General features: G+C 72.3%; 25 protein-coding genes. 18 read left to right on the plus strand and 7 right to left on the minus strand.

The annotated features are described in order from the left end of the window. Positions 1–30: 30 nt before the first annotated feature. From ACTOQ3_RS03030 to ACTOQ3_RS03045, 4 genes are all read right to left on the minus strand, one after another. A complete protein-coding gene (locus ACTOQ3_RS03030) occupies positions 31–1,065 on the minus strand; it encodes a taurine ABC transporter substrate-binding protein (RefSeq protein ID WP_440081870.1) in 1,035 nt (344 codons plus the stop codon). Between the two features lie 11 nt (positions 1,066–1,076). Next, a complete protein-coding gene (locus tag ACTOQ3_RS03035) occupies positions 1,077–1,916 on the minus strand; it encodes an ABC transporter permease (protein WP_440081872.1) in 840 nt (279 codons plus the stop codon). Further along, positions 1,913–2,995 (minus strand): LLM class flavin-dependent oxidoreductase, encoded by a 1,083-nt coding sequence (locus tag ACTOQ3_RS03040; RefSeq protein ID WP_440081874.1) that lies wholly within the window; start codon positions 2,993–2,995, stop codon positions 1,913–1,915. The genes ACTOQ3_RS03035 and ACTOQ3_RS03040 overlap by 4 nt, the downstream gene beginning before the upstream one ends. Positions 2,996–3,216: 221 nt before the next feature. Beyond that, positions 3,217–4,137 carry a bifunctional helix-turn-helix transcriptional regulator/GNAT family N-acetyltransferase gene (locus ACTOQ3_RS03045; RefSeq protein ID WP_440081876.1) on the minus strand — a complete coding sequence of 307 codons (921 nt, stop codon included), beginning with the start codon at positions 4,135–4,137 and terminating at the stop codon, positions 3,217–3,219. Positions 4,138–4,287: 150 nt separating this feature from the next. Between ACTOQ3_RS03045 and ACTOQ3_RS03050 the strand changes: the two genes are divergently transcribed. Together ACTOQ3_RS03050 and ACTOQ3_RS03055 are read left to right on the plus strand one after the other, a co-directional pair. Next, positions 4,288–5,307 carry a lactonase family protein gene (locus tag ACTOQ3_RS03050; RefSeq protein ID WP_440081877.1) on the plus strand — a complete coding sequence of 340 codons (1,020 nt, stop codon included), beginning with the start codon at positions 4,288–4,290 and terminating at the stop codon, positions 5,305–5,307. 288 nt (positions 5,308–5,595) lie between these two features. After that, the gene (locus tag ACTOQ3_RS03055; protein ID WP_440081879.1) at positions 5,596–6,621 is read left to right on the plus strand and encodes a 6-phosphofructokinase; all 1,026 of its coding nucleotides are present in this window, start codon (positions 5,596–5,598) and stop codon (positions 6,619–6,621) included. A 163-nt stretch (positions 6,622–6,784) separates the two neighbouring features. On the opposite strand, the gene ACTOQ3_RS03060 is transcribed toward ACTOQ3_RS03055, so the two are convergent. After that, positions 6,785–7,642: an MHYT domain-containing protein gene (locus ACTOQ3_RS03060; protein WP_440081881.1), complete on the minus strand. Its 858-nt coding sequence runs from the start codon at positions 7,640–7,642 to the stop codon at positions 6,785–6,787. Positions 7,643–7,719: 77 nt separating this feature from the next. Between ACTOQ3_RS03060 and macS the strand changes: the two genes are divergently transcribed. The 3 genes from macS (at position 7,720) to thiI (ending at position 10,861) form a co-directional block, all read left to right on the plus strand. After that, entirely contained in the window at positions 7,720–8,829 is a 1,110-nt protein-coding gene (gene macS / locus ACTOQ3_RS03065; protein WP_440081883.1) for a MacS family sensor histidine kinase, read from the plus strand. A 52-nt stretch (positions 8,830–8,881) separates the two neighbouring features. Then, positions 8,882–9,511, plus strand: coding sequence for a response regulator (locus ACTOQ3_RS03070; protein WP_440065467.1), 630 nt, complete (start codon positions 8,882–8,884; stop codon positions 9,509–9,511). A 147-nt stretch (positions 9,512–9,658) separates the two neighbouring features. Beyond that, positions 9,659–10,861, plus strand: coding sequence for a tRNA uracil 4-sulfurtransferase ThiI (thiI, locus tag ACTOQ3_RS03075; protein WP_440081885.1), 1,203 nt, complete (start codon positions 9,659–9,661; stop codon positions 10,859–10,861). 33 nt (positions 10,862–10,894) lie between these two features. Here thiI and aroF read toward each other — a convergent pair whose 3' ends face one another. Continuing rightward, positions 10,895–11,932, minus strand: coding sequence for a 3-deoxy-7-phosphoheptulonate synthase (gene aroF / locus ACTOQ3_RS03080; RefSeq protein ID WP_440081887.1), 1,038 nt, complete (start codon positions 11,930–11,932; stop codon positions 10,895–10,897). 328 nt (positions 11,933–12,260) lie between these two features. Between aroF and ACTOQ3_RS03085 the strand changes: the two genes are divergently transcribed. From ACTOQ3_RS03085 to ACTOQ3_RS03105, 5 genes are all read left to right on the plus strand, one after another. Further along, a complete protein-coding gene (locus ACTOQ3_RS03085) occupies positions 12,261–12,926 on the plus strand; it encodes a molybdopterin-dependent oxidoreductase (protein WP_440081889.1) in 666 nt (221 codons plus the stop codon). Positions 12,927–12,977: 51 nt separating this feature from the next. Further along, positions 12,978–13,241, plus strand: coding sequence for a hypothetical protein (locus ACTOQ3_RS03090; RefSeq protein WP_440081891.1), 264 nt, complete (start codon positions 12,978–12,980; stop codon positions 13,239–13,241). Continuing rightward, complete coding sequence (locus ACTOQ3_RS03095; protein ID WP_440081892.1) at positions 13,204–13,398, plus strand: hypothetical protein; 195 nt, start codon at positions 13,204–13,206, stop codon at positions 13,396–13,398. The genes ACTOQ3_RS03090 and ACTOQ3_RS03095 overlap by 38 nt, the downstream gene beginning before the upstream one ends. 277 nt (positions 13,399–13,675) lie before the next feature. Next, positions 13,676–14,869 carry a histidine kinase gene (locus tag ACTOQ3_RS03100; RefSeq protein ID WP_440081894.1) on the plus strand — a complete coding sequence of 398 codons (1,194 nt, stop codon included), beginning with the start codon at positions 13,676–13,678 and terminating at the stop codon, positions 14,867–14,869. Positions 14,870–14,945: 76 nt separating this feature from the next. Then, positions 14,946–15,743, plus strand: coding sequence for a LytR/AlgR family response regulator transcription factor (locus tag ACTOQ3_RS03105; RefSeq protein ID WP_362676553.1), 798 nt, complete (start codon positions 14,946–14,948; stop codon positions 15,741–15,743). An 805-nt stretch (positions 15,744–16,548) separates the two neighbouring features. Here the strand turns inward: ACTOQ3_RS03105 and ACTOQ3_RS03110 are convergent. Continuing rightward, complete coding sequence (locus tag ACTOQ3_RS03110; RefSeq protein ID WP_440081896.1) at positions 16,549–17,388, minus strand: deoxyribonuclease IV; 840 nt, start codon at positions 17,386–17,388, stop codon at positions 16,549–16,551. A gap of 205 nt (positions 17,389–17,593) precedes the next feature. On the opposite strand from ACTOQ3_RS03110, the gene uraD reads away from it, so the two are divergent. The 8 genes from uraD (at position 17,594) to allB (ending at position 25,045) form a co-directional block, all read left to right on the plus strand. Further along, positions 17,594–18,199: a 2-oxo-4-hydroxy-4-carboxy-5-ureidoimidazoline decarboxylase gene (gene uraD / locus ACTOQ3_RS03115; protein ID WP_440081897.1), complete on the plus strand. Its 606-nt coding sequence runs from the start codon at positions 17,594–17,596 to the stop codon at positions 18,197–18,199. Between the two features lie 70 nt (positions 18,200–18,269). Then, entirely contained in the window at positions 18,270–18,581 is a 312-nt protein-coding gene (gene uraH / locus ACTOQ3_RS03120; RefSeq protein ID WP_440081898.1) for a hydroxyisourate hydrolase, read from the plus strand. Position 18,582: 1 nt separating this feature from the next. Then, positions 18,583–19,485 (plus strand): factor-independent urate hydroxylase, encoded by a 903-nt coding sequence (gene pucL / locus ACTOQ3_RS03125; RefSeq protein WP_440081899.1) that lies wholly within the window; start codon positions 18,583–18,585, stop codon positions 19,483–19,485. A 5-nt stretch (positions 19,486–19,490) separates the two neighbouring features. Beyond that, positions 19,491–20,366 (plus strand): FAD binding domain-containing protein, encoded by an 876-nt coding sequence (locus ACTOQ3_RS03130; RefSeq protein WP_440081900.1) that lies wholly within the window; start codon positions 19,491–19,493, stop codon positions 20,364–20,366. Next, positions 20,366–20,839, plus strand: a complete 474-nt coding sequence (locus tag ACTOQ3_RS03135; protein ID WP_440065180.1) for a (2Fe-2S)-binding protein — start codon at positions 20,366–20,368, stop codon at positions 20,837–20,839. The genes ACTOQ3_RS03130 and ACTOQ3_RS03135 overlap by 1 nt, the downstream gene beginning before the upstream one ends. Before the next feature lie 40 nt (positions 20,840–20,879). Then, entirely contained in the window at positions 20,880–22,250 is a 1,371-nt protein-coding gene (locus ACTOQ3_RS03140; protein ID WP_440081901.1) for an 8-oxoguanine deaminase, read from the plus strand. Positions 22,251–22,466: 216 nt separating this feature from the next. Further along, positions 22,467–23,708, plus strand: a complete 1,242-nt coding sequence (locus ACTOQ3_RS03145; protein ID WP_440081902.1) for a glycerate kinase — start codon at positions 22,467–22,469, stop codon at positions 23,706–23,708. A 23-nt stretch (positions 23,709–23,731) separates the two neighbouring features. Continuing rightward, complete coding sequence (allB, locus tag ACTOQ3_RS03150) at positions 23,732–25,045, plus strand: allantoinase AllB (RefSeq protein WP_440081903.1); 1,314 nt, start codon at positions 23,732–23,734, stop codon at positions 25,043–25,045. Positions 25,046–25,081: the final 36 nt, after the last annotated feature.

The raw sequence follows: 25,081 nt of genomic DNA on the forward strand, positions 1-25,081 counted from the left end.
GTCCCGGGACCCGCGCCCGCGCGGGCGGTCTCAGCTTCCGGCGAAGGCATCCGCGAGCTCCTGCGTGGCCAGGCCCTTCTGGAAGACGCTCAGCTCCGGCACGGCGTCCACCTTCTTCTGGCCCTTGAGGAACTCGGCGGAGCTGCGCAGGTTCTCGGCGAACCTGCCGGGGGCCGAGGGGGTGCCGAGATACTCGGCGGAGCGCTGCTCGCCGGCGTCGAGGAGCACGAGCTGGCCGAGCTGGCGCGCGGCCTCCGCCGGATCGAGGTTGAGCTGGCGGCCGATGGCCGCGGCGGCGGCGTCCTTGTCGCTCCTGGCCAGCTTGACCGCGCGGTCCTGCTGCTGGAGCCACACGTGCAGCGCCTTCGGGTACTTCTTCGCGAAGTCGTCGCTCACCACCGCGAGGTCGGCGGTGAGCTTGCCCCGCCGGGCCAGCTCGCGGCTGGTGACCAGCGTCGTGCCGCCGTTCTTCTGCAGCTCGGCCAGGGTGGGCGTCCAGACGTAGGCGGCGTCGACGTCACCGCGCTGCCAGGCGGCCTGGATGTCCGGCGGCTCCATGTCGAGGATCTTCACGTCGGCCTCCGACAGCCCGGCCTCGGCGAGCGCGGCGAGCAGGCTGTAGTGGGTGGTCGAGGCGAAGGGGGCGGCGACCCGCTTGCCCGCGAGTCCCTTGACGTCGGTCACGCCGCCCCGGGCGACGAGCGCCTCGTTGTCCCCGATCACGTCGAAGATCCACGGCACCCGGTACGGGATGTTGAGCGGCGCCGACAGGCCACGGGTGACCGGGCTGCTGCCCGCCAGCCCGATGTCGAGCGATCCGGCGATCATCGCGGTGTTCACGTCACCGCCCGAGTCGAACCTGCTCCATGTGATCTTGGTGTTCGGCAGCGCCTTCTCCAGCCACTGCTGGTCCTTGACGATCAGATCCCCGTTGGGGATGAGCTGGTAGCCGATGCGCAGGGTCGCCGGGGAGCCGTCGGCGGCGGGCTTGGCCTCCTCCGTACCGGACCCGCAGGCGGTCAGGGCGAGGGCGGCGGCGGTGAGGGCGAGAATCATGCGTTTCATGGGGGTCTTTCCTAGGTACGGCCGCGCCAGGGCACCAGGCGGCGGTCCAGCGTTTGCAGGAGGAAGTCGATGAGCAGGCCGGACAGGCCGATGACGATGATCCCGAGCACCACCACGTCCGTCTGGTTGTAGCGCTGGGCGTCGCGGACCATGCCGCCGATGCCGGGCACGCCGTTCACGGTCTCGGCGGCGACCACGGTGGTGTAGGCGACGCCCACGGCCACCCGCACCCCCGTGATGATCTCGGGCAGCGCGCTCGGCAGCACCACCCGCAGCGGCAGCTCGTGCCGGCGGGCGCCCAGCGAGCGGGCCGCGTTCAGGTAGTCCTCGTGCACCCCGCGCACGGCGTCGGCGGTGGCCACCGCGACCGGCGGCAGCGCGGCCAGCAGCAGGAGCCAGATCTTGGGCTCCTCGTCGATGCCGAACCAGATCACCAGCAGGCTGAGGTACGCCAGCGGCGGCAGGGTGCGGACGAACGTGACCAGCGGTCCCAGCAGCGCGCGCAGCGTGGGGACCATGCCGATCAGCAGTCCCAGCGCGATGCCGCCCGTCACCCCGTACAGGCAGCCGAGCAGGATGCGCCGCAGGCTGGTGAGCAGGTGCTCCTGGAGGGTGTAACCACTCACCCCCTCGACGGTGGTGCGCAGGAACCGGTCCCAGACCGCGACGGGCTCCGGTACGAAGACCGGCGGCCAGATCCCGGCCATGGCCACGGCCTGCCAGATCGCGACCAGGGCGACGATCGCCCCGGCCCGCAGCGCCAGGGCCCGCCAGAGCCCCTGGCCGGGTTCGGCGCCGGGGACGTTCGCGCGGCGGGGACGGAGACGGGGAGGGGAGGTGAGAACGCTCACGGGACGAGCGCGGGAGCGGCCAGCCGGGGGAGGACGAAGTCGCCCACCCGCCAGGCCTCCTCCAGGTGCGGCCAGCCGGACAGGACGAACTCCGACAGGCCGAGCTCGGAGTATTCGCGGATGCGCTCGGCGACCTCCGCGTAATCGCCGACCAGCGCGGTACCGGCGCCCTCCCTGACCAGCCCGACCCCCGCCCAGAGGTTGGGCGAGATCTCGAGCGCGTCCGCGGAACCTCCGTGGAGGTCGGTCATGCGGCGCTGCCCCACGGAGTCCATCCGGGCGAACCGCGCCTGGGCGGCGGCGATCCTGCCCGGGTCCATGCCGTCGAGCAGGCGCCGGGCGTATGTCCAGGCCTCCTCGGCGGTGTCGCGGGCGATGACGTGCAGCCGGATGCCGAACCGCAGCTCGCGGCCCGCCTCGGCGGCGAGCCTGCGCATCCTGGCGACCCGTTCGGCGATCATCGCCGGGGGCTCGCCCCACATCAGGTAGACGTCCGCCCCGGCGGCGGCCACCCGCTCCGCGGCGGGGGAGGCCCCGCCGAAGTAGATGTCGGGGGTGTCGAGGAGCGGAGTGGCGAGCCCTCCCCCCGACACCCGGTAGTGGGCGCCGAGGTGGTCGAACGGCTCGCCCGCCCAGGTGCGCCTGAGCACCTCGATGAACTCGCCGGTGCGCTCGTAACGGGCGTCGTGGTCGAGGAAGTCGCCGTAGGCGCGCTGCTCCCCGGGGTCGCCGCCGGTGACCACGTTGAGCAGGAGCCGCCCTCCGCTGATCTCCTGGAGGGTCTGCGCCTGCTGGGCGAGCAGCGTGGGGAGGGTGAAGCCGGGCCGGAAGGCCACCAGCAGCTTGAGCCGCTCGGTCCGTGCCGCGACGGCGCTGCACACCACCAGCGGGTCGGGGCAGCCCGCTCCGACCGGGGTCAGCGCCGCCTCGAAACCGGCCGCCTCGGCGGCGCGGGCCACCTGGGACAGGTAGTCGAGCGTCGCGGGCCTGGCCGCGGCGCCTCCCGCCGCGACGGTGGTCGTGGCGGGCCTGACGTGATGGCCGTCGCCGGTGGTCGGCAGGAACCAGTGCAAGCGCATCTTCGCCTCATAGGGCTCATACGGAACGGGTGGTGCCCCTGATATTAACCACATAATACCTATCTATAAATAGGGAATTAGGGCGAGGTCGGAGACGGTCCCTGAGCAGGGCCCTCGGGCTCGGGACCGACCGGCCGGGTTCCGCGAGGAGGCGGTCTCAGGGGTGAGAAGGCGTTCTCAGGGGTGAAGCGATCTCAGATCTCAGAGGTGAGGAGGCGATCTCAGAGGTCGCGGGCCCAGATCTCCTCGACGAACTCTCCGCCGCCCGGGCCGCCCCGGCCCCGCTCCTTCTCGACCAGCTCGAAGCCCGCCGCCTGGTAGATGCGCCTGGCGCCCACCAGCACGTCCCTGGTCCACAGCACCATCCGCCGGTAGCCGGCGGCCCTGGCGAAGCGCACGCACTCGTCCACGAGCCGGGTGCCGACCCCCATGCCGCGCGCGGACGGCTCGACCAGCAGCATCCGCAGCTGCGCAGTCTCGTCGTCCTTGCGCACGCAGAAGACGCACCCGGCGCGCTCGCCGTCCACCTCGGCGATCCAGCCCGCCTCCCGCCGGGGGTCGTGGCCGTCCGCGTAGTCGGCCACGATCCTGGCCACCATCGCCTCGAAGTCCATCCCCCAGCCCTGCTCCTGGCCGTAGAGCGTGCCGTGCCGGTAGACCACCCAGCCGAGGTCGCCGGAGCGCGGCGGGCGGATGACGTACGGCCGGTCCGTCTTCGGCGCCCGGCCGAGGATCGCCTCGATCGTCGCCATGCTCGCGACCAGCCGCCCGCGGTCCTCGTCGGTCACCCCGGCCAGCAGCTCGCGTACCTCCTCCGCCGCGCGCTCGTCGAAGCCCGCGAACCTGGCCCTGCCCTCGGCGGTCAGCTCGACCACCTGCCGCCGCGCGTCGGCGGCGGACCGCTCGCGCACCACCAGGCCCTCGTCCTCGAACCTGCCGAGCATCCGGCTGAGGTACCCGGCGTCGAGCCCGAGCAGCCGCCGCAGGTCGCCCGTCTCCGTCCGGCCCGCCCGGTCCAGCTCGAACAGCACCCTCACCTCGGTCAGCGAGTAGGAGCTGTCCAGGACGCCCTGGTGGAGCAGGCCGATCAGCCTCGTGTAGAAGCGGTTGAAGGCGCGTACGTCCGCCACGTGTCTCTCCATGCTTGACAGCATCAACTAATTCATTGACGCAGTCAAAGAACTTGTCGACGTAGCCTCCTGTGAGATCGGCGGCCCGCTGCGCTAACTTCGCACTTTGGCTGAGAACGGATGATGAGCGGGGGCGGCGCGTGCCGCGCCCACGGCGGGAGCATGATGGCTGAGGTCGCGTACATCGGTGGATACACCCCGGACACCAACGGGTCCGGGCCGGGGATCACCCTGGTCGAGCTGGGGAGCCTCGCGCGGCTCGGGGAGACGGCGGCCTCCGGCCCCTCCTTCCTCGCTGTCCACCCCACCCTCCCGGTCCTCTACGCGGTGGGGGAGAGCGAGCGCGGCACGGTCTGCGTCTTCGCCCGCGCAGGGGACGGCACGCTGAGCCCGCTCGCGCAGCGGCCCAGCGAGGGATCGGCCCCCTGCCACCTGGCGGTGGACCCCACCGGCACGCGCCTCGCGGTGGCCAACTACGGCGACGGCACGGTCAGCGTGCACGGCATCGACGGCTCCGGCCTCCTGACCGACGTGTGGATCTTCCCCTACCGCGAGGGCGCCCACGCCCACCAGGCGGTCTTCGGCCCCGACGGGGTGCTGTACGTGAGCGACCTGGGCTCCGACGAGGTCCGCCGCTACCTGGTCGGGGAGGAGGTGGTCCCGCACCCCGCGGGTCCGGTGCGGCTCGCGTCCGGCATGGGCCCCCGGCACATGGCCTGGTCGGACGGCCACTGGTACGTGGCGGGGGAGCTGGACGGCACCGTGCGCGTCTACGAGGTCTCCGACGGCCTCGACGACTCCGACGACTCCGACGACTCCGACGACTCCGGCGCCTCGGGTGTCTCCGGCGAGGGGTGGCGCGAGGTCGCCGCCGTCCCGGCCAGCGGGGTCGACGGACACAACCAGCCCTCGCACCTGGAGGTCTCCGGCGGCCTCGTCTACGTCGCCAACCGGGGCCCCGACACGATCTCGGTCTTCGCGGGTCCCGGGCTGGAGCCGGTGGCGGAGGTCCCCTGCGGCGGCGTCTGGCCGCGGCACTTCGCCATCGCCGACGACCGCGTGTACGTGGCCAACCAGCGCTCGGACGGCGTCGCCGTGCTCCCGCTCAAGGGGGGCGTGCCGCAGCCCGTGGAGGAGCTCTTCGCCGTCGGCACCCCCTCCTGCGTGCTGCCCCTGCCCTAACATTTCCCTGGGGGCCTCCCGGGGCCTCCGGCCCGCTTCCGACATGCCTCCACCGGGCCCGCGCCGGGCCTCCGACGTGCGCGCCCGGCCGGACGCGGGGAGCCGGGTCCGCCGGGCGGCTCACCTGTCGATCATGGGAAAGGACATGTGAGGACTACTCCCCTTGGTCTAGACCACTGGGCGCATCTGCGGGCAGAATGCGTTGCGTCGGTGGCGAAAACCCGTCGCCGCACCGACCGTGCCACTTAGTCTGGCCATCTTGTCTCGAACTCACTACCGGAGGATGCCATGCGTATCGGAGTGCTCACCGGGGGCGGCGACTGCCCTGGCCTGAACGCCGTTATCCGCGCCGTCGTGCGCAAGGGAGCGGGCGTTCACGGGCATGAGTTCGTCGGGTTCCGCGACGGCTGGCGCGGTCCCCTCGAGGGCGACACCATGCCGCTTGACATCGAGGCCGTACGCGGGATCCTGCCGCGTGGCGGAACGATCCTTGGCTCTTCCAGGACCAACCCGATCAAGATCGAGGGCGGCGTTGAGAAGATCAAGGAAAACCTCGCGAAGGGCGGGGTCGACGCGCTGATCGCGATCGGCGGCGAGGACACCCTCGGTGTGGCCAAGCAGCTCTTCGACAAGGGCGTGAAGGTCGTCGGCGTGCCCAAGACGATCGACAACGACCTCAACGCGACCGACTACACCTTCGGCTTCGACACGGCCGTCAACATCGCCGTCGAGGCGATCGACCGCCTGCACACCACCGCCGAGTCTCACCACCGCGCGCTGATCTGCGAGGTCATGGGCCGTCACGCGGGCTGGATCGCCCTGCACGCCGGAATGGCGGGCGGCGCCAACGTCATCCTCATCCCGGAGAAGCCCTTCGACATCGACAAGGTCTGCGCCTACGTCGAGTCCCGCTTCAAGACGCGGTACGCGCCGATCATCGTCGTGGCCGAGGGGGCGCACCCGGTCGAGGGCCAGATGGCGCTGCAGGCGGGCGAGCTCGACGCCTTCGGCCACGTGCGGCTCGGCGGCATCGGCGAGAACCTCGCCAAGGAGATCGAGAAGCGCACCGGCAAGGAGGCCCGCACCACCGTGCTCGGCCACATCCAGCGCGGCGGCACCCCCACGGCCTTCGACCGGGTGCTGGCCACCCGGTTCGGCCTGCAGGCCATCGACGCGGTGCAGGAGGGCGACTTCGGCAAGATGGTCGCCCTGCAGGGCACCGACATCGTCAGGGTCGGCCTCGACGAGGCCACCAAGGAGCTGAAGACCGTGCCGGCCGGCCGCTACGAGGAGGCCGAGGTCTTCTTCGGCTGAGCCGGGACGCCCCGGAGTCCGCCCCCTGAGGCGTCTCTCCGGGGCGCCGGTAAGTGTTCTGCAAGCGGCCTCCCCTAGCCTCCCGACAGGGCGGCCGCCCGCGATTCCCCTCCATGTACGGCTTGCGCCTTGACCAGGCACCAGCGGGGGCGCAAGCCGTACATCATCGCCCTTGTGAGTCGAACAGCGACGGGCCCTTCCGCGCGGGAGCCGGCGGCGGGGCGACCGGCTCCCGGAGGTGGTCCTCGTCGCGGAGGCTCTCCAGTTTGGCCAGCAGGGCGGCGTCGTTCTCCATCTCCCGCTGCGACGGCGCCAGGATGACGGCCAGCAGCAGGCCGAGGGTGAGCAGGCTCACCAGGGCCAGCATGGGCAGCATGAAGTCGACGCCCCTGGCCCCCTCGACCGGCGTCAGCGAGATCAGGGGCCGCACCTCGAGCGCGAACATGCCGGTGTAGTGCATGCCGCAGACGGCCAGAGCCATGATCAGCGCGGCGCCGCCGGTGGCGAGCGCGCCGCTGACCCGCAGGGTGAACCAGAGCGCCACCGTCGACGCGGCGATCGCGATCAGTACCGAGAGCCCGACCAGCAGCGGGTCGTAGGAGACCTGCGCCGACATGTTCATCGCGAACATCCCGATGTAGTGCATGCCCGCCACGCCGAGGCCGGTGAGCACGCCGCCGGACAGCAGGGAGAGCGGCCTCTCGCCCTGGTAGGAGACCAGGAACAGGCCCACGCCCACGATGACGACCGCCAGGGCCGCCGAGCCGATCGTCAACGGCACGTCGTAACGGATCTGGCCACCGCCGACGGCGAAGCCCATCATGGCGACGAAGTGCATGACCCAGATGCCGGTGCCGCCGATGGACAGCGCCCCGCCCGCCAGCCAGCGGACCCGGGCCCCGCCCGTCGCCGCGCGGGCCTTGGCGGTGAGCAGAAGACCGAGCATGCATCCGACACTCGACATGACGTAGGCCAGCGCGGGGGTGAGCAGGCCATAGGAGAAGTGATCTACGTGGGACATGTTCCAGTTTCTGGTGAGAGAGAAATCAGGGGATTATTGCAGCTCGCGGCCTCTCCGGAGAAAGGCGCGGGCGGCCGATGACGGGAATCGAGGATCCGTTCTGGCGAGCGGTCGCGGTTTTCCGCGTCGCATCCCTCGGGTACGCGGCGGTCCTGCTCGTCCGCGCCGGAGGATATGCCCACCCGGTGACCGGCTGGCTGGTGATCGGCGTCATGGCACTGTGGACCGTGGCGACGATCTTCGCCTACTCCGTCAGGGAGCTGCGCGGCCGGCCCCTGCTCGCCGCCGACATGCTCGTGACGGTGGGCTGCCTGCTCGCCACTCCGGCCGTGCAGGGCGCCTACCAGCAGGGTAGCCTGCCGATCACCGGCACCTGGATGGGCGGGGCGGTGCTCGCCTGGGGAGTGTACGGCGGGCGGCGGCTGGGGGCGGTGGCCGCGCTGATCGTCTCGCTGGCCGATCTGTGGCTGCACGGCGTCCCCGGGGGCGGCTTCGAGATGCTGCCGATCAACGGAACCGTCCTGCTCTTCCTCGCCGGGGTGGTCGTCGGGCACGTGGCCCGGCTGGCCAAGAAGGCCGAGGAGCGCATGCAGCAGGCGATCGAGTTGGAGGCGGCCGGGCGGGAGCGGGAGCGGCTCGCCCGGGGAATCCACGACTCGGTGCTCCAGGTGCTCGCGCTGGTGCAGCGGCGCGGGCAGGAGATCGGCGGCGAGGCGGCGGAGCTGGGCAGGCTCGCGGGCGAGCAGGAGGCCGCGCTGCGCGAGCTGGTCAGGCTCAGGCCCGAGGCGTCCACCCTCGGCACCGCCGACCTGTGCGTCCTGCTGCACAGGTACGGCTCGGCCACGGTGACCGTCTCGGCCCCGGCGACCCCGCTGACCCTGCCCGCGGCCACCGCGGCCGAGATGGCCGCCGCGGTCGGGGCCGCCCTGGACAACGTCGCCCGCCACTGCGGGGCGCGGGCGCCCGCCTGGGTCTTCGCCGAGGGCGACGGCGGGCTGGTCACCGTGACCGTCAGGGACGAGGGGCCGGGCATCGCGCCCGGACGCCTGGAGGAGGCCGCCGCCGACGGGCGGCTGGGCGTGGCGCAGTCCATCCGGGGCCGCATCGCCGACCTCGGCGGCACGGTCACCGTGATCTCGGACCCGGGCCGGGGCACCGAGATCGAGATGTCGGTGCCGGCCGGGTGAAGAAGACCGGCCGGTCGGGACATGACAGCTCTAAGGTGGGCCAATGCGCGTGATGGTGGTGGACGACCACCCGATGTGGAGGGACGGGGTGGCCAGGGATCTGGCCGAGGCCGGGTACGAGGTCGTGGCGACGGTCGGAGAGGGGCGGCAGGCGGTCCGGGTGGCCGCGGCGGTCCGGCCCGAGCTGGTCGTGCTCGACCTGCAGCTGCCCGACCTGCCGGGGGTCGAGGTGGCCAGGAGGCTGGCCGCGTCGGAGCCGCCGCCCCGGGTGCTGATGCTGTCGGCCAGCGGCGAGCAGGAGGACGTGCTGGAGGCCGTCAAGGCGGGCGCGTCCGGATATCTTCTGAAATCCGCGAGCAAGGAGGAGTTCCTCGACGCGGTCAGGCGCACCGCCGAGGGCGACGCGGTGTTCACCCCCGGCCTGGCGGGACTCGTCCTGGGGGAGTACCGCAGGCTGGCCGCCAGGCCCGCGCCCGAGACGACCCCCCGCCTGACCGAGCGGGAGACCGAGGTGCTCCGCCTGGTCGCCAAGGGCCTGTCGTACAAGCAGATCGCCGAGCGTCTCGTGCTCTCCCACCGGACGGTGCAGAACCACGTCCAGAACACGTTGAACAAGCTCCAGCTCCACAATCGGGTGGAGCTGGTCCGCTACGCGATCGAGCAGGGCCTCGACGAGTCGTAAGCGCGACTAAAGTGACAAGGTCGAGACGTTGTCTTTGCGTGAGGACGCGAGAGACTTGACCGTGGTACCCGGACCCCCGGGTCCTCCGGGTCTCCCTGACGTCCCCCGACTCCCCGTTCCCCTCGAAGTTCCACCGGAGGTCGCACCATGACCATGTCCGCCTTGGGCGAGCCCTGCGTTCTGCTCAAACTGGGCGAGGTCGTCCTCAAGGGCAACAACCGCGAGCTCTTCGAGCGCAGGTTGCAGGCCAACATCAAGGCCGCCCTGAAGGACGTCGGCGTCAAGGTCGACGTACGGCAGCGCCACGGTGTCATCGCGCTCTTCCTGCCGGACGGCAGTGGTGCGGAGATCGCCGACGCGGTCGCCGAGCGTGTCTCGTACGTCCCCGGCCTGGTCTGGGTGCACCGCGCCTGGCGGGTGGAGAAGGACCCCTCGGCGATCACCAAGGCCGCCATCGAGTTGCTGGCCGACCGCGACGACGTCAGGCGCGGCGTCTCCTTCGCGGTCCGCTCCCGCCGCCGTGACAAGCGCTTCCCGCTCACCTCGATGCAGCTGGACCGCTCGGTCGGCGGCGAGCTCAACGACATCTACGGCCTGCCGGTCGACCTGAAGCGCCCCGAGCTGGTGGTCTCCATCGAGGTCGACCGCGACGAGGCGTTCGTCTTCACCGGCGGGCAGCCGGGCCAGGGCGGGCTGCCGGTCGGCACCAGCGGCAGGGGCCTGGTGCTGATGTCCGGCGGCATCGACTCCCCGGTGGCCGCCTACCGGATGATGCGCCGCGGCCTGCGGGTCGACTTCCTGCACTTCTCCGGCATCCCCTTCACCACCTCGGAGTCCATCTACAAGGCGTACGCGCTGGTCAGGGCGCTCGACAAGTTCCAGGGCGGGTCCCGGCTGTGGGTCGTCCCCTTCGGCAAGGCCCAGCAGTCGATCAAGGCCTCCGGGCAGGACCGCCTGGCGATCATCACCCAGCGGCGCCTGATGCTGAAGACCGGCGAGGAGGTCGCCCGCCGCCTGCGCGCCGGGGCCCTCGTCACCGGCGACTCCCTGGGGCAGGTCTCCTCGCAGACCCTGCAGAACATCACCGCCCAGGACGACGCCGTCGACATGCCGATCCTGCGTCCCCTCATCGGCCTCGACAAGACCGAGATCATGGCCGAGGCCCGCCGCATCGGCACCCTGGCGATCTCCGAGCTGCCGGACGAGGACTGCTGCACGCTCCTGGCCCCCCGCAGGGCCGAGACCGCCGCGAAGCTCGTCGACCTGAAGAAGATCGAGCGCCGCCTCGACGCCGAGGAGCTCGCCGTCCAGCTGGCCGGGTCCCTGCAGGAGTACAGGCTCGACGCCTGAACCCCCGGGCACGCCCGGGGGAGGGCCGAGAGGTCAGGCGGGGGCCAGGAGGTCACCGGCGGCGACCTTGCCCAGCAGCGGCGGGAACCGCTCCATCACCCGGGCGAGCTCGTCCAGGTCGCCGTCGACCAGTGCCTGCGGGCCGTCGCAGAGGGCCTGCTCGGGGTGCGGGTGGACATCGATGATCACGCCGTCGGCGCCGGCCGCGATGGCCGCGCGGGTGAGCGGCAGGACCAGGTCGCGGTGGCCGCCGGAGTGGGACGGGTCGACGATCACCGGCAGGTGCGACAGCCGCTGGGCGAGCGGCACCGCCGAGACGTCCAGGGTGTTGCGGGTGGCGGTCTCGAAGGTGCGGATGCCGCGCTCGCACAGCACGATGTCGAGGTTGCCGCGCTGGGCGACGTACTCGGCGGCCATCAGCCACTCCTCGATGGTGGCGCTCATCCCGCGTTTGAGCATCACCGGCTTGCCGGCGGCGCCGACGGCCTGCAGCAGCGCGAAGTTCTGCGCGTTGCGGGTGCCGACCTGGAGCATGTCGGCGTAGGAGGCCACCAGCTCCACGTCGTCGGCGTCGACGACCTCGGTGACGACGGGAAGCCCGGTCTGCTCGCGCACGTCGGCGAGGATGCGCAGGCCCGCCTCGCCGAGCCCCTGGAAGGCGTACGGGGAGGTGCGGGGCTTGTAGGCGCCGCCGCGCAGCAGGGTGGCCCCGGCCGCCTTCGCCATCAGGGCGGCCTCCAGGGTCTGCTGAGGGGTCTCCACCGCGCACGGCCCGGCGATCAGGGTGACCGTGTCCGGGCCGATCGGCACGCCGCCGACGCGCACGGTGGACCGCTCGGGGTGGTTGTCGCGGCTCACCAGCTTGTACGGCGCGCTCACCCGCATCACGTCGGCCACCCCCGGCATCCCGCGCAGGTCCAGGGTGGCGAACTGGGCGATGTCGCCGACCAGGCCGATGATCGTGCGGCTCACGCCCCGGCTGACGAACGCCTCGCCGCCCGCCGTGCTGATGATCTTCACGATCGCCTCGACGTCCTCTCGCGTGGCGTCCGGGCCCATGACGATGACCATTTCTCTCCCTCTCGATCGCGCCGCCGGTGCCGGCCGATCCCGGCGGGCCCCGATGGTTTTCGTGGTTGTGACGTTCTCGGCGAAGGCCGGGAAAAGCAGAAGGCCCCGGGTCCGAAAACCGGACCCGGGGCCTTCTGTTCGCCAGGCTGTCAGCGCAGCATCTGGAGGCGAACGGTCCGACCTGAGGGTCCGTCGCCATACCAAAACCAGAACGTGGTGCGCATAGCGGCAAATGATAGCGCACGACGAGAACGCGCTCTCCCGTGACCCGGGGTCCGGAGGGGGAAGGGTGCAATGCGGTGGCCACCGAGGAGGTGGGAAACCGACGATGGCAGGATTACCCCGTGCCAGCGGGGAAACGGCGAGGGGAGTGACGGTGGAGCAGTCCGAATCGCCGGAGGAGCCTCGACTGCCCCCCGGCCAGTACGTCCCGCGGGGCAGGCCGGTGATCCACTACGGCCGGGTGCCCACCTTCCGCCCGGCGACCTGGCAGTTGCACGTCATGGGGGCGACCGCCTCGGGCGAGCAGCACCGCTTCACCTGGCCCCAGTTCTCCGAGCTGCCGCGCACCACGATCGTGGCCGACTTCCACTGCGTCACCAAGTTCTCGATCATGGGCAACGAGTGGAGCGGGGTGTCCACGGAGACGCTGATGAAGATCGCCCCGCCCGCGCCCGACGTGAAGCACGTGATGATCTGGGGTGAGTACGGCTACAGCGCCAACCTCCGGATAGGCGACTTCGCCCGCTCCCAGACGATGTTCGCGCTGGAGTTCGACGAGAAGCCCATCTCCCCGGAGCGCGGGTTCCCGGTGCGGATGGTCGTCCCGCACCTGTATGCGTGGAAGAGCGTCAAGTGGGTCCGCGCCGTGGAGTACCTGCTGGAGGACAAGCGCGGTTTCTGGGAGGAGCGCGGTTACCACAACATCGCCGACCCCTGGCGCGAGCAGCGCTACTCCTACCAGGAGGAGGCGGGCGAAGGTCCGCCGTCGTAGGAGGGGCGAGAAAACCGGCCCGCGCCGTGGTGGCGCCCGAGGGGAAGATTCGTGGACAAAAAAGAATTGGATCTGCTGTCTGCGGAGCTGCTCGAGGGAAACGCCAGAGAAAGGGGAGTGGATGACCTGATCGTGGCACTCAAGACGTCTGGGCGCTCGATGGTGGAATCCATCTACATAGTCTCCAAAGTGTTCTCCATGTCGCCGGCGGACGCCAAGATGTCGGTGGTGACCGGACCTTCCTGGTCGAAGGAGGGGGAAGGTCACGAGGAGTTCCATGGAAGGCTCGTCGGGGAACGCGTGGACGAGGCGTGATCCGTTCTTCCCCGGCCTCGGCGACGCGTTCCTGCAGGATGACCGGGATCTCGCGGAAGATGCTGCCGGTCACTCTCCAGGGGACGACTTCGTGCTCGCCTCGCCTGACCTCTTCGAGCATCTTGTCGATCCGGCGCTGGGCGAAGTCCCGGCCTGAGCGGTCCAGGTCCTGGACGATGTCGAAGATCTCCAGATTTGTCCGTAGGGTCATCTGGTCGCGGGCGTGAGCATGGACCTCGGGGAGTGGAGATCTTTCCCTCCCTTGGCGGAAGACGCGCGTACATGAATTTCGGCGCGCCGGCGCGGCGGCGTGTGATCGTCTCCGGGGTGGTCGGTTTTGGACGCCCCGAAGTATCCGGTTAATCCTTTTGCGGATACTCCAGTGATCGGCGTTCGCCCCTGATCAGAGGGACGGGTTGACTACGGTTCTCCGCATGTCGACCACCGGCTGGGTGCTGCTGTGCGCCTTCAGCACCCTCCTCGGATTCCTCCTGCCCCGCCCGCGCCGGCAGCACCCGGACCGTCCGGGCGGCCCGACGGACGAGGCCACCTTCCTCACCCTGCACATCGCGGCGATGGCGGCGCCCTCGCTGCGGGCCGGGCTCACCCGCGACTCCGCCCGCAAGGCGGTCCGCCACCTGCGTGCCCTGCTGGGCACCAGCGCCATCGCGGTCACCGACTCCGGCGGCCTGCTCGCCTGGGACGGCGAGGCGGGCTGCCATCGCGTCCACGCGCCCGAGCACGCCCGTACGGTCCTCACCTTCGCCCGCCCGCGCACGGTGGCCGAGGACGAGCTGGCCTGCGACACGCCGGGCTGCGCCATCCGGGGCGGGGTCGTCGTGCCGCTCACCGTCGACGGGCGGGTGGTCGGGGCGCTCGCCGCGTACGACACCGTGGTGAGCGCGGCGCTGGTGCGGACCGTCACCGAGGTCGGCCGGTGGGTCTCGGGACAGCTGGAGCTGGCCGAGGTCGACTCCTCGCGGCGGCGGACGATGGCGGCCGAGATGCGGGTGCTGCGCGCCCAGATGTCCCCGCACTTCGTCTACAACGCGCTGACCACCATCGCCTCCTTCGTCCGTACCGACCCCGACCGGGCGCGGGAGCTGCTGGTGGAGTTCGCCGACTTCAACCGGTACGCGCTGCGCCGGGCCCGCGACTTCGCCACCCTTGCCGAGGAGGTGCACTGCGTGGACCGCTACCTGCTTCTGGAACGTGCCAGGTTCGGCGACCGGCTCCACGTCACCCTCCGGATCGCGCCGGAGGTGCTGTCGCTCTCCGTCCCGTTCCTCTGCCTGCAACCCCTGGTGGAGAACGCCGTCAAGCGCGGGGTGGCCGCGGCGGGACGTCGCGGCGAGGTCCGGGTGGTGGTCAGCGACGCCGGTCCCGAGGCGCACATCAGCGTGGAGGACGACGGCCCGGGCATGCCTCCCGAGCGGACCCGGCCGCTCCTCGGCGGCGGCTCCCCGCACGAGGGCCCGCACGAGGACGAGGAGGGCGGGAGCGGGCTGGCCGGCGTGGACGTGCGGTTCCGCCAGATCTACGGCGAGGACTACGGCCTGGTCGTGGAGAGCGCCCCGAACGCGGGTACCACGGTGAGGCTCCGCGTTCCCAAGCTTCCCCGCCAATAGCTACATGTAGTCAAACTATTACCTGAAGTCGCCATGCGGCTTGCGGCGGATGTGGTTCAGGGGGCAGCGTAGGGTCATGTTGCGAGTCCTGGCCGTTGACGACGAGGTCCCCGCTCTTGAGGAGATCGCCTATCTCCTCCGCCAGGACCCCCGGATCGAGCACGTCTCCACCGCCGTGGGCGGCGTCACCGCGCTCCAGGACATGGTCCAGATGATCGGTACGGGCGAGCGGCTGGACGGGGTCTTCCTCGACATCCGGATGCCCGGCCTCGACGGCCTCGACCTGGCCAGGCTCATCGCGGGCTTCCCCAACCCGCCCCGGCTGGTCTTCGTCACCGCCCACGAGGAGTGCGCGGTGCAGGCCTTCGAGCTGGAGGCGGTCGACTACCTGCTCAAGCCGATCAGGGCCGACCGGCTGGCCGAGGCGGTGCGGCGCCTGGAGGCGCTGATCCCCGCGACCCCCGCGGCGGCCGACCCCGTGGCCGAGGACGTCATCCCGGTCGAGCTCGCCGGGCGGACGAGGTTCGTGCCGCAGCAGGCCGTCTGGTTCGCCGAGGCGCAGGGCGACTACGTCAGGCTGCACACCGACGAGGGCAGCTATCTGGTCCGCATGCCGCTGGCCGCCCTGGAGCGGCGCTGGGCCGGGTCGGGGTTCATCAGGGTGCACCGCAGCACGCTCGTCTCGGTGCGGCACGTGAGCGAGCTGCGCTTCGACGGTGGCCGGGTGATGCTCAGGGTGGGCACCGAGACGCTCCCGGTCAGCCGCCGCCACACCCGCCAGGTCCGTGAGCGGCTCATCCGCCAGTTCCGCGACCGCCCGGCCGTCCCCGGGGTGGCCCGGGGCAGGTCCCTGCCCTCCGCCGCCCTGCGCTAGCCGCGTCCCTTCCCGTTTCGTCCTCGCCCCCCTCCGGGCCGTACGGTCGCCGTACGGCCGCCGTGCGACCACGTCTTCGCCCAGGGCCTGCCTCGCGCTCCCACGCCCCCGTGTGGCGATTCACGCCCGGGTGGACCCCGGCACGCCCACTCCCGGGCGGCCGGACCGCCGGCCGTGTCTCCGATCGCCGCCCCGGCCGTGGCCCGGACGGCGTCCCGCGCTCGCCGCGGGCACCCTCGCCCGGGACGCCTGCCTGCCGTCGCCGGGCTCCCGGTCCCCGACCCCGCTCGCCGGCACGCGTTCCGCGCGCCCCACCCCCGGTTCCCCGTACCGGTGGTCCCACGGGCCGCAGAAGCCCCCGATCGACCGTTCGTCGTCCGCCGGCGGCCGTTCGTCGTTCCGGTACTCTCCGTACATCGACAACTACGAACCGTTAATCGCGCTGGGGGGAAAGCGCCGCTCACTCGTCTGGACGCGCCTCTAGTGTTCCCTCATCGGAGAGCGAGACCCGCCACGTCAGGGGGGACAGAGCCGGAAGGCTCGCACAAGACCTGACGCGCGGACATCGGGTGACCGTCGAGAGCCGGCGACATCCGGTCACTCGGCCGCCGGGTCCTTGGCCGGAAGGGGAGGGGCCGCCGATCTCCGATATGACGGGACGCCCGCGCCAGCCAGCGGGCCGGACCGTGATCCGGCCACACGGGGGCGGTCGGATCACGAGGACGGGCGTCCCGTCCGACCTCGCGGACTCCGGGGAGGCGGGCCCTTCCCGCCGGTGGTCACCGGCGGGCGGCCGGTCGCCGGATCAGGTGTCGCGCAGCTTCTTGAGCACGTCGATGTCCTCGCGGTGCTTCTCGGCACCGCCCGGCGTCTCGATGCAGAACGGCACCCCCGCCACCGCGGGGTGGCGCATCATCTCGGCGAAGGGGGCGGCGCCGATGCGGCCGGCGCCGATGTTCTCGTGCCGGTCCCTTCTGGAGGCGCACGGGTCCTTGGAGTCGTTGGCGTGGACCAGCTTGAGCCGCCCCGGGGCGATCGCGTGCAGGGCGTCCAGGGTCTCCTTGACGCCCTCGGAGGTCGACAGGTCGTGCCCGGCGGAGAAGACGTGGCAGGTGTCGAAGCAGATGCCCGCCTTCGGGTGCCAGTCGAGGGCCTCCAGGTAGGGCTCCAGGTCCTGGACGGTCGCGCAGAGCACCCCGCCCTGCCCGGCCATCGACTCCAGCAGCAGGTCGGGCCCGTCGTCGGGGATCTCCTCCAGGAGCGGCAGGAGGTGCTCGTGCAGCTGGCGCAGGGCGGCGTCACGGGTCTGGCTCACCGCCGACCCCGTGTGGATGACCACTCCCTTCGCGCCGATCGCGTGGCCGCGCAGCAGGTTGTGCCGCACGGTGGCCACCGACTTCTCCAGCGTCTCGGGGCTGGGAGACCCCACGTTGACGAGGTAGGAGGCGTGCACGAAGGACAGCATGCCCGACTCGCGCAGCTTGGCGTCCTGGGCGGGGTCGCCCGCGGCGAGCGCCCAGCCCCGGGGGTTGCTGACGAACACCTGGATCATCTCGGCGCCGATGTCCGCGGCGTACCGCAGCCCGCCCTTGGCGAGACCGCCGGTGACGGAGACGTGCCCGCCGATAGGGGAGAGTGAAGTCATAGTGAACCCATTTTAGGCGCCACCCGGGCGGTCGGCCTGTCCCGGCGATCGGTGTTCCTTATCGCCCGGCCTCACCCGCTGTCGCCTGCCGGCACCCGTCCTTCAGCGAGTTTGGAGCATGTTACGAAAATCTGGGGCAAATCATGGCTCACTTTGCGGTTCTTGGCGCTGGACCGCGCACACCGGCGGTGTGTGTACTGCTCACATGCGTAACGTGGACTCCGCGCCGAACTCCGCGCCGCCGGTCCCGGGGCTGGCCGCGTTCAACGCGCTGGGCGCCGAGGAGGCCGAGGCCGGGCTGCTGGCCTGCTGCGCCTGCCGGGCCTTCGCCCGGGAGGTGGCCGCGCTGCGCCCCTACCGCGACCTCGACCGGCTGGCCGAGGCGGCGGAGGCCGCCGTGCGGGGGCTGGACTGGTCCGGCGTCCGCGAGGCGCTGGCCGCCCACCCCCGGATCGGCGAGCCGCCCCGGGAGGGTGGTCCGGCGGCCGGTTCCGAGCCGCCCGGCCAATCGGGAGAACGCGTGGAAAGGCGCTCGGAAACGGAGGCGTCCTGGTCGCGGGGGGAGCAGGCGGGGGTCGACACGGCCGGGCGGGAGGTCCTCGACCGGCTGGCGGAGGGAAACCGCGCCTACGAGCGGCGGTTCGGCCACGTCTACCTGATCTGCGCCACCGGCCTGTCGGCCGGGGAGATGCTGGCCCGTCTCACGGAGCGGCTCGGCAACGACGAGGACACCGAGCGGGAGGTCGTCAGGGCCGAACTCGCGAAGATCACCCGGCTGCGGCTGGCGAAGCTCCTGGGAGCCGCCACATGAGCCCCGCGCCTCCGGGAGCCGTCACGGCCTCCGTACCCCTCGAAGACCGCGCGCCAGGGAAGGGTCCCGCATGAGCCTGTCCACCCACGTGCTGGACGCCGCCCTGGGCAGGCCCGCGGCGGGGGTCGCCGTACGCCTGGAAAGGGCCGGCGAGGTGCTCGCCGAGGGCGTCACCGACGCCGACGGGCGGATCGCGGGATGGACCTGCGGGGAAGGCGACCACCGCCTGGTCTTCGAGACCGGCGGCTACTTCGCCGCCCGCGCGGTGGAGGCCTTCTACCCCCGGGTCTCGATCGACTTCACGGTGGCGGACCCGCGGGAGCACCACCACGTGCCCCTGCTGCTCAGCCCGTTCGCCTACTCGACGTATCGAGGGAGCTAGCATGCCCGTCGTTCTCGGCCCCAACCGCTACGGCAAGGCGGAGACCCGCCTGGTCCGCGTCGTCAGGGACGGCGGCGTCCACCACGTCAAGGACGTCACCGTCGGCTCGGCGCTGTCCGGGGACATGGAGGCGGTCCACCTCACCGGCGACAACGCCGCGGTCCTGCCGACCGACACGCAGAAGAACACCGTGTACGCCTTCGCCAGGAAGTACGGCGTGGCGGAGATCGAGGACTTCGCGGTCCTGCTGGCCCGCCACTACGTGGAGTCGCAGCCCACCGTCCACCACGCCCGCGTGGAGATCGAGGAACACTTCTGGGACCGCATCCCGGTGTCCGAGGACGCCGCCGGGGAGCGCGGGCGGCACTCCTTCGTCCGCTCCGGCCGGGAGACGCGCACCTGCGCCGTCCACCACGACCGGGACGGCACCACCACCGTGGTCTCCGGGCTGAGGGACCTGGTGGTGCTCAACTCGACCGACTCGGAGTTCTCCGGCTTCATCGAGGACGAGTACACCACCCTCCCGCCCACCAAGGACCGCGTCCTGGCCACCGCCGTCTCGGCCCGCTGGCGGCACCTGCCCGGCCCGGCACCCTCGCCGGCGGCGTACGGGGAGTCGTACGACGAGGTGCGCCGCCACCTGCTCGGGGCGTTCGCCGAGACCTACAGCCTGTCGCTGCAGCAGACGCTCTACGCGATGGGCGAGCGGGTCCTGAACGCCCGCGAGGAGGTCTGCGAGGTGCGCCTGGCGATGCCGAACAAGCACCACTTCCTGGTCGACCTCACCCCGTTCGGGCTGGACAACCCCAACGAGGTGTTCTACGCGGCCGACCGTCCCTACGGGCTGATCGAGGGCAGTGTGCTCCGCGACGACGCCCCCGACGCCCGCTTCAGCTGGGAATGACGACGATGGACTTCCTGCGACCCGCCACGTGGGCGGAGGCACTCGCCGCCAGGGCCGACCGGCCCGACGCGGTGCCCATCCAGGGCGGTACCGACATGATGGTCGAGCTCAACTTCGACGTGCGGCGGCCCGGCGCGCTGCTCGACCTGAACCGGGTCGCCGAGCTCGCGGAGTGGAGCGAGGAGCCGGACGGCAGGCTCAGGGTCGGCGCGGGCGTGACGTACGCCCGGCTGATCGCCGAGCTGGGCGACCGGCTGCCCGGCCTGGCCCAGGCCTCCCGCACGGTCGGCTCGCCGCAGATCCGCAACCGGGGCACCGTGGGAGGCAACCTCGGCGCGGCCTCGCCCGCCGGGGACGGCCACCCGCCGCTGCTGGCCGGGGACGCGGTCGTCGAGGTCGAGTCCGCGGCCAGGGGCGTGCGGATGATCCCGGCCGACGGCTTCTACCTCGGGGTCAAGCGCAGCGCGCTGGAGGCCGACGAGCTGATCCGGGCGTTCTGGATGAGCCCCGCGAGCGGCCCCCAGTACTTCTCCAAGGTCGGCACCCGCAACGCCATGGTGATCGCGGTCTGCTCGTTCGCGATCGCGCTGCGCCCCGGCGAGCGCCGGGTTGGCACCGGCATCGGCTCGGCCGCCCCGACCCCCCGCCGCGCCGTCGCCGCCGAGGAGTTCCTCGCCGCCGAACTCGACTGGGAGGCGCGGCTCGACCTCGCGGTGCTCGGCCGTTTCGGGGAGCTGGCCGCCGAGGCCGCCTCGCCGATCGACGACGTGCGCGGCACCGCCGACTACCGGCGCCACGCCATCGCGGTGATGGCGCGGCGCACCCTCACCTGGGCGTGGAACGAGTTCCGCTCCGGACACTTCGAGAGGAGGGCCGGCTGATGCGCGTCACCTTCACCGTCAACGGCCGCACGGAGACCGCCGACGACGTCTGGGAGGGCGAGAGCCTCCTGTACGTCCTGCGCGAGCGGGTCGGCCTGCCGGGTTCCAAGAACGCGTGCGAGCAGGGCGAGTGCGGCTCCTGCACGGTCTACCTCGACGGGATCCCCGTCTGCGCGTGCCTGGTCGCGGCCGGGCAGGCCGAGGGGCGTCAGGTCCGCACCGTCGAGGGGCTCGCCGACGGCGACCGGCTCGACCCGATCCAGGAGGCCTTCGTCGAGTGCGGCGCCGTCCAGTGCGGCTTCTGCACCCCCGGCCTCCTCGTCCAGGCCCACGACCTGATCGAACGGGTCGGGCAGCCGTCCGACGCGGAGATCCGCGAGGCCCTGGCGGGCAACCTGTGCCGGTGCACCGGCTACGAGAAGATCCTCGACGCCGTACGCCTCGCCGCGGCGCGGAAGGCGGAGGCCTCGTGAGTCCCATCCTGATCGAGAACGTCCACGGGAAGGCGACCCGGTGAGCTCCATCCTGATCGAGAACGTCCACATCGCCCCGGTCGCGGGCCCGGAGATCCCCTCGGGGCACATCCACGTCGAGGGCGACAGGATCGCGGCCGTGGGCGCCGGCCCGGCGCCGGACGTCCCGGGAGCGGCCAGGATCGACGGCACCGGCTGCCTGGCCACCCCCGGCCTGGTCAACACCCACCACCACCTCTACCAGTGGGCCTCCCAGGGGCTCGCCCAGGACGCCACCCTGTTCGAGTGGCTGACGGCGCTCTACCAGGTGTGGGCCGCGATGGACGCCGAGGTCGTCAGGGGCGCGGCGGGCGCGGGGCTGGGCCATCTGGCGCTGTCCGGCTGCACCACCTCCAGCGACCACCACTACATCTTCCCCTCCGGGCGCGGGGACCTGTTCGCCGCGGAGATCGAGGCGGCGAGGGAGGTCGGCCTGCGCTTCCACCCCGCCCGGGGCTCGATGGACCGGGGGAGGTCGCAGGGCGGCCTGCCGCCGGACGTCGTGGTCGAGCGGCTCGACGAGATCCTCGACGCCACGGCCGAGGCCGTCGACACCTACCACGACCCGTCCTTCTCCTCCATGCTCCGCGTCGCGGTCGCCCCCTGCTCGCCGTTCTCCGTCAGCGCCGACCTGATGACCGAGGCCGCCGCGCTGGCCAGGTCCAAGGGCGTGCGCCTGCACACCCACCTCGCCGAGACCCTCGACGAGGAGGAGCACTGCCTGCGGCAGGTCGGGCAGCGCCCGGTCGACTACATGGAGAAACTCGGCTGGCTCGGCCCGGACGTGTGGTTCGCCCACGCCGTCCACCTGAGTGACGGCGACATCGACGTCTTCGCCCAGACCGGTACCGGTTCGGCGCACTGCCCCAGTTCCAACGGCCGTCTCGGCGCCGGGATCGCCCGCGTCTCCGAGATGCTCCACCGGGGCGCGAACGTCGGCCTGGGGGTGGACGGCAGCGCCTCCGCCGAGCTGACCTCCCTCTCCGGCGAGATGCGGCAGGCCCTGCTGTTCCAGCGGGCCAGGTACGGGCCCACCGCGCTCACCGCCCGCCAGGCCCTGGAGATCGCCACCCTCGGCGGGGCGAGGAACCTGGGCCGGCAGGAGGAGCTCGGCTCCCTGGAGCCCGGGAAGCTCGCGGACATCGCCCTCTGGCGCACCGGGGCCTTCGCCTCCGCGGTCGCCGACCCGGTCTGCGCCCTGGTCTTCGGCACCCGGCAGCCCCCGCTGGCCCGGCTGCTGGTCGGCGGACGGACCGTCGTCGAGGACGACGAGCTGCGTACCGTCGCCCAGGACGAGCTCGGCCGCGCGGGAGGCGAGGCGCACCGCCGCCTCATGCGCCTGGCGGCGGAGCAGGGCTTCGGGATCCCGTGACCTTCCCCGCGGGTGGCCCGGAGGCGTCGCCGGGCAGGACCGGGCGTCCGGAGCGTCCGGAGCGTCCGGGGCGTCCGGGGGGAGGGGCCGGGCGTCCGGGGTGTCCGGGGGCGGATGTCAAGATGGTGCTCCGTCTCACCGGGGTCCGGCATCCGCCTCCCGTCCGCTCGTACCGGCCGGGGACGCGTGCCCCCCATCCGTCACCAGGGAGCAGGGTTGTCTGAGTCGTCGGGACACGTCGTGATCGCCCCGGACAAGTTCAAGGGTTCGCTGACCGGTGCCGAGGTCGCCGCGCGGGTCGCGGCGGGTCTCGGGCCCGGCGTCGCCACGGTCGCGCTGCCGGTGGCCGACGGCGGTGACGGCACCGTGGACGCCGTCGTGGCCTGCGGTTTCACCCGCGTCGAGACCGAGGTCACCGGTCCCGTCGGCGTACCGGTCCTCGCCTCCTACGCCTGGCGCGACGCCTCCTCACCGGGGGACGCCTCTTCGGGAGGGGACGTGCCGACGGCGGTCGTCGAGCTGGCCGAGGCGTCCGGCCTGCGGCGGCTGCCGGTCGCCTCCGGGCCCGCCGCCCCGGCGGGATCCCCCGCGCACGAGGGCGTCGAGCTGGCCCCGCTCACCGCGACCAGCCACGGCACCGGCGAGCTGATCGCCCACGCCGTACGGCGCGGGGCCCGGCGGGTCGTGCTCGGCCTCGGCGGCAGTGCCTGCACCGACGGCGGCACGGGCATGATGCGGGCGCTCGGCGTCCGCTTCCTGGACGCCGAGGGGCGGGAACTCCCCTTCGGGGGAGCGGCCCTCCGCGACCTGGCGAGAATCGACACCTCCGGACTCATCGCCGTTGACGGGGTCGAGTTCGTGGTCGCGGGCGACGTGGACAACCCGCTGCTCGGCCCGCACGGCGCCGCCGCCGTGTACGGGCCGCAGAAGGGCGCGAGCCCCGACGACGTGCGGCTGCTCGACCGGGCTCTCGCCCGGCTCGCCGCCGTCGCCGCGCACACCCACGGCCTGGTCGGGGCCATCGAGCACGACGGCGTCGTCCGCTCGATGGGCGTGGCCGGGCAGCCGGGCGCGGGCGCCGCGGGAGGAGTGGGCTTCGCTGCGCTGGCCTTCCTGGCCGCCGACTTCCGCCCGGGCATCGACTATCTCCTGGAACTGCTCGGCTTCCGCGACCGGCTCGAGGGCGCGCGCCTCGTCGTCACCGGTGAGGGCTCGCTCGACGAGCAGACGCTGCGCGGCAAGGCACCCGCCGGGGTGGCGAGCGCCGCGGCCAAGGCGGGGGTCCCGGTCGTCGCGGTCTGCGGGCGCCGCAGCCTCGGCGACGAGGAGTTGAACGCGGCGGGCATCACGGCCGCCTACGCGCTCACCGACATCGAGCCCGACCCGGCCGTGTGCATGTCCCAGGCGGGCCCGTTGCTGGAGCGGCTCGCCCGCAGGGTCGCGGAAAGGCACCTTTGACAGGCGGCGAGGACGGAGAGCGGATGAGCGCAGGGGCTGAGGACGTACCGGATCTGGTCATCCGGTCCCGCAGGGTCGTGCTGCCCGGGGGAGAGGGGCCGGCGGCGGTCGCCGTACGGGACGGGAGGATCGTCGGGGTGCACGCCCACGACGCCGGGCCGGACGCCGTCGAGCGGGTCGACCTCGGCGACGTCGCGCTGCTGCCCGGCCTGGTCGACACCCACGTGCACGTCAACGAGCCCGGCCGCACCCACTGGGAGGGTTTCGCCTCCGCCACCCGGGCGGCCGCGGCGGGCGGGGTGACCACGATCGTGGACATGCCGCTCAACTCGCTGCCGCCGACCGTGAACGCGGACGCCCTGGCCGTGAAGCGGAGGGCCGCGGACGGGCAGTGCGCGGTGGACGTCGCCTTCTGGGGCGGGGCGGTCCCCGGCAACGTCGGGGACCTGCGGGCGCTGCACGAGGCGGGTGTGCGCGGGTTCAAGTGCTTCCTGTCCCCGTCGGGCGTGGACGAGTTCCCGCCGCTGGACGCGGACGGCCTGCGGGCCGCCATGGTGGAGATCGCCTCCTTCGACGGCCTGCTGGTCGTCCACGCCGAGGACCCCGCGCTGCTCGCCGACCCCGAGGGGCCGGGATACCCGGAGTTCCTCGACTCCCGGCCGGGAGAGGCCGAGCGCCGCGCCGTCGAACGGGTCGCCGCGCTGGCGGGGGAGACCGGGGTGCGGGCGCACATCCTGCACGTGTCGTCCGCATTGTGCCTGGAACCGCTGGCGAAGGCCCGGCGGGAGGGGGTGCGGCTCACCGCGGAGACCTGCCCGCACTACCTCACGCTGATGGCCGAGGAGGTGCCCGAGGGCGCCACCCAGTTCAAGTGCTGCCCGCCGATCCGCTCCTCGGCCAACCGCGACGAGCTCTGGCGCGGGCTCGCCGACGGGGTGCTCGGCTGCGTCGTCTCCGACCACTCGCCGTCCACCCCCGACCTGAAGGTGCCCGACTTCGCCGCCGCCTGGGGCGGGATCTCCTCCCTCCAGCTCGGCCTGACCGCCGTCTGGACCGAGGCGGTACGGCGCGGGCACGACCTGGACGACGTCGTGCGCTGGATGGCGGGAAACCCGGCCGAGCTGGCCGGGCTGCGCGGCAAGGGCGCGATCGCGGTGGGCGCGGACGCCGACCTGGTCGCGTTCGACCCCGACGCCGTCCACACCGTGGACGTCTCCGCCCTGCACCACAGGAACCCGGTCACGCCCTACCACGGCAGGACGCTGGTGGGGGAGGTGCGCACGACGTGGCTGCGCGGCCGGGCCGTGGGTAGGGAACCCCGGGGCGCCCTCCTGTAGGGCCGTCGGACCTGAAGGGCCGTGGAACGACCCCGG

This window comes from Streptosporangium sp. LJ11 (assembly GCF_051918945.1).
Lineage (GTDB): Bacteria > Actinomycetota > Actinomycetes > Streptosporangiales > Streptosporangiaceae > Streptosporangium.